Source organism: Phormidium pseudopriestleyi FRX01 (assembly GCF_017313335.1).
GTDB classification, from domain to species: Bacteria; Cyanobacteriota; Cyanobacteriia; order Cyanobacteriales; family Laspinemataceae; genus Laspinema; species Laspinema pseudopriestleyi.
In genome coordinates this window covers 1-4,725 of the sequence record NZ_JAFLQW010000659.1, presented here as the reverse complement: position 1 = coordinate 4,725, position 4,725 = coordinate 1, and the positions used below count along the sequence as shown (strand labels likewise).

Below are 4,725 nucleotides of genomic sequence, written 5' to 3'. Positions count from 1 at the left end.
TAGGGAGAGAAGGGGAACATAGAGCATTATTAAATTAGGTGAACAAACATACCGCCTCTTTTAGTAATTGGATTTTTTTTAAGAAGTGGTAGCATCGGGTGCATCCGATGTTTGGTCAGTCTGCCCTCATCCCCCGGAGCCCCTTCCTTACAAGAATAGGTTTTTTACGTTCAGGGAGATTTGCCTCACAATTAAGAACACGAACGGTCCCCTCCCCTTGGCAAGGGGAGGGTTAGGGTGCTTACAAGAGTAGGTTTTTTACGAACGGTCCCCTCCCCTTGGCAAGGGGAGGGTTAGGGTGGGGTCCTCCGGACGTGGCTTTGCTATGTCCCGAGGAATCGGTGGGTGGAGGGTCCTCCGGACGTGGCTTTGCTATGTCACGAAGAAAGAGGTTGGCACCCGGCTTCATACAGGCGCGATCGCCGACTGTGAGTGCGTAACTCAGGCGATCGCCACGTCAGGAGGACCCCACTTTAACCCTCCCCTTGCCAAGGGGAGGGAACCGGAGGTGCTCTTATGCGTAAAAAACCTACTCTTGTAAGCCCGCCCCTTCTCCCAAAAAGGGAGAAGCCCTCACCCTAAATTATCAAGTCATCATGATTTAAACTGGCTATAGCCGTTTGATTTTAACTCAACCTTGAAAAACCTAGAAATTTGAACTCTTTTATTTTGTTTAAATTCGCCAATGCAACTTTCTAAAAGTTCTGATTTTTCTTATCAAGTTGGCGGGAGTTTGCCCTTTAATGCTCCCACTTATGTGAACCGACCAGCGGATGAAACCTTATTTCAGGAATTGGTAAAAGGGGAATTCTGCTATGTGTTTAATGCGCGGCAAATGGGCAAATCGAGTTTGCGGGTGCAAACGACCCATCGCTTGCAATCGATAGGAATTCGCTGTGGGGTAATTGATGTCACCGCCATTGGCACCCAAGAGGTCACCCAAGAACAGTGGTATGGTTCGATTGTGGGGTTGTTGACCAAAGCTTTTCGGCTACAGGTCAATCTGTTGAGTTGGTGGCGCGATCGCACTCATTGTTCTTATATCAATCGCTTAAGTGATTTTTTAGAGACGGTTCTGCTGGCGCAAGTCCCTGAACCCATTGTTATTTTTATTGACGAAATTGATAGCGTTCTCAGTTTAAATTTTTCTACCGATGATTTTTTTGCCCTAATTCGGGCCTGTTATAACCGGCGTGCTGATTATGATGATTATGGCCGTTTATCCTTTGCTTTATTTGGCGTGGCGACCCCGGCTGATTTAATTTCAGATGGAAGTCGGACTCCTTTTAACATTGGAAAAGCTATTGAATTAGCGGGATTTGAATTTCAAGAAAATTCCCCATTATTGGCGGGGTTATCGGAACAGTTTTCTGACCCAAAATTAGCCTTAAAGCGTATTCTGTATTGGACCGGAGGTCAGCCTTTTCTGACTCAAAAGCTCTGTCAAATGATTTCCAACCACTCCGGGGAGAATTACCGAGAATTAACGCCAGATTTTATTAATAGTTTAGTAGAGACCAATCTGATTGAAAATTGGAAAGCCCATGATGAGCCAGAACATTTTAAAACCATCTGCGATCGCCTGCTTTATAGCGAACAGCGAGTCGGACGGTTACTTGGACTCTACCAAAAAATTCTCCTGCACTCGGAAGAAGATGAAATATCCTCGGGATTTGAACCAATTGCTGCCGATGAGAGTCCAGAACAAACCGAACTCATTTTAACCGGATTAATCGAAAAATCAGAAGGAGTCCTACGAATTAAAAATCCCATTTATCAGAAAATTTTTAGTTTTGATTGGGTGGCTAACCAACTGGCAAATCTCCGGCCCTATTCCCAGGCGATCGATGCTTGGATTGTATCCGGATATCAGGATAAGTCCTGGCTATTACGCGGGAAAGCCTTACGAGATATTCTCGCTTGGTCCCAGGGAAAAAGTCTGAGTAATTTGGATTATCAATTTCTGGCTGCTTCTCAACAATTAGACCGCCAAGAAACTCAAAGAACTTTAGAGGCGGAACGACTCCAAGAATTAGAAGCTCGCCTAAAATTAGAACAGAGCCACTTAAAGCGCCAAAATCTCCTCTTAGGAATTGTCAGCGTAGCGATGATAGTGGCCAGTAGTTTAGGCGGTTTCGCATATCAGCAATATCAACAAACGGCTATTAGCGAACTTCGAGCGATTACTTTATCATCAGAAGCCTTATTTGCCTCTAATAAAAGTTTCAATGCTCTCCTGCAAGCTATTAAAGGAAAAGACCGCTCAGAACAGTTCAGAACTCTCGATCCAGAACTAAAAAATAGCATTGATGCTGCACTGTGGCAAGTAATTTTAAGGATTCAGGAGTCTAATCGGCTTAATGGTCATACTGCGGCAGTTTTAGCCGTTGATTATAGTCCCGATGGCCAGCAAATTGTTACCGCAGGGGTTGATGGAACCCTTAAACTTTGGCAGCGAGATGGTAAACTTCTGCAAACATTAACGGGACATCAAGCGGTGGTTCGGGCAGTAAAGTTTAGCCCCAATGGAAAATTTATAGCCTCGGCTGGAGATGATAAAACAGTTAAATTTTGGAAGCGAGATGGAACTTTATTAAGTTCGGTTACGGCCCACACTTCAGGGATTTGGAGTATTGATTTTAGTCCTGATAGTGAACAGGTGATTTCTGGAGGGTCTGATAGTACCGTAGAAGCCTGGAATTCCCAAGGTGAATTAGTGACTCGATTTGAAGGCGAAACTACCGGAATTCGGGCAGTAGCATTTAGTCCCGATGGTCAAACCGTTGCAGCGGGTAAAATTGATAATGCCATCCAGTTGTGGAATGCAGATGGGAGTAAACTCCGGGAGTTGATTGGACATCCAGCACCGATTTATGCGATCGCCTTTAGTCCCGATAATACCCTTTTGGCTTCCGGTACCGTCGATGGCATGATTAATATTTGGACCCGAAAAGGAACCCTCCTCCACACTTTACAAGCCCATAATGCCACAGTTAAAGAACTGAGATTTAGCCCGGATAGCAGCATTTTAGCTTCGGTAAGCTGGGATAAAACAGTAAAACTTTGGAAACGGGATGGCACGTTAATCACCACCTTGGAAGGTCATGATGCAGCCATTTGGGGAATGGCCTTTAGTCCCGATGGCGAAGAAATTGCCTCGACGGGTGCAGAAAATGTAGCAATTCTTTGGAAAACCCACAGCATTTTTCAGCAAAAAATTTATGGTTTAAATGGGTTAGTGCGAGGATTATCATTCAGTGCCAATGGCAAGGCGATCGCCACATCAGGTAGTGATAAAACGTTCCATATCTGGCAACTCGATGGCACAAAGTTACAGACCCTAGAAGGTCACAATGCTGCTATTGGCAATATCGATTTCCATCCTCATCAAGAAATTATCGCATCGGTTAGCGAAGATAAAACCCTCAAAATTTGGCAACTTGATGGAACAGTTTTACAGACCTTTGATGATGCAAATGCTGCTTTATTATCGGTTGATTGGGACTTTAACGGTGAAAGACTTGCTGCCGGAGATGCCAATGGAGTCGTTTGGTTGTGGAGTCGCCAAGATGGTTTGATAAAACCGTTAAGGGGACATACCGCCCCCACTTGGAGTGTTGAATTTAGCCCAGATGGTCAAATTTTGGCCTCGGCGAGTAACGATTCCACGATTCGACTTTGGAACCCATCCGGGCAGCTTTTAAAAATCCTGAACGGTCATGATGCGGCGGTTTGGAAAGTTACCTTTAGTCCCAATGGGGAAATGATTGCCTCCGGGAGTGGCGATATGACGGCTAAACTCTGGAGGAAAGATGGAACGTTAATCAAAACTTTGACCGGACATACAGCAGCAGTTTGGGGAATTGATTTTAGTCCAGATGGGTCTTTAATTGCCACGAGTAGTATTGATGAAACCATTAAAATCTGGACCCGAGAGGGGGTTTTACTCACGACTTTGACAGGTCATCAGGCGGGAGTTCGGGCAGTGGCTTTTCATCCGACTCTGCCCATTTTAGCCTCGGTAGCGGATGAACAAGTGATGACCATCTGGTATCTCGATCGCCTCCTCAAACTTGACTCCCTAACTTATGCTTGCCATTGGGTTCGAGATTATTTAAAAACTAATCCATCGGTTCCGGCAAATGAGGCGAAACTCTGTACTCGCCAATTCAGTCAAACTCCGTCAAAATAGGTGAATTTTGCCCTAACTAAAAATCTCACCTATTTGATTGTTCTCTAATCAATCCCATCCGGGACGGGAGTCGGATTGGGATTACTTTCCGCCAGAGTTGCTTGCTTGTGCTGTTCGTAAAGTTCTAACAGTTCGGGTAAGGTGACAAACTTATATCCCTGTTGTTTGAGTTGAGCAATAATAATGGGTAAAGCTTGTACGGTGGCTGAACGATTCCCACCGCCATCATGTAACAGCACAATTCCTCCAGGTTTAGCGGTACTGAGTACGTTGTTAACTAATGCTCCAGAACTAGAAAAGGAAGACTCACGGGCATCAGATGACCACATGGCAACGGCATAATTTTGACTATGTGCATAGCCATTTAATCCATTGGTGAGGACGCCACCGGGAGGCCGAAACCACTCGGTTTTAAATCCGGTTACTTCATAAATTAGGGCGTTGGTATCTTCGATTTCTTTGGCGGCAACTTCTCGCGGGACATTATGATAGTGATGATTCCAAGTATGGTTGCCCAAAGCATGACCCGCTTC

3 protein-coding genes are annotated in these 4,725 nt (G+C 45.1%); 2 read left to right on the top strand and 1 reads right to left on the bottom strand.

What is annotated here, in order from left to right:
• Positions 1–325: 325 nt before the first annotated feature.
• On the top strand, positions 326–541 hold the full coding sequence (locus J0895_RS24710; protein WP_207090637.1) for a hypothetical protein: 216 nt from the start codon (positions 326–328) through the stop codon (positions 539–541).
• Between the two features lie 144 nt (positions 542–685).
• A complete protein-coding gene (locus J0895_RS24705; RefSeq protein WP_207090636.1) occupies positions 686–4,192 on the top strand; it encodes an AAA-like domain-containing protein in 3,507 nt (1,168 codons plus the stop codon).
• A 44-nt stretch (positions 4,193–4,236) separates the two neighbouring features.
• Here the strand turns inward: J0895_RS24705 and J0895_RS24700 are convergent.
• Positions 4,237–4,725: polysaccharide deacetylase family protein (locus J0895_RS24700; RefSeq protein ID WP_207090635.1), on the bottom strand; the 489-nt coding region annotated here is incomplete at its 5' end.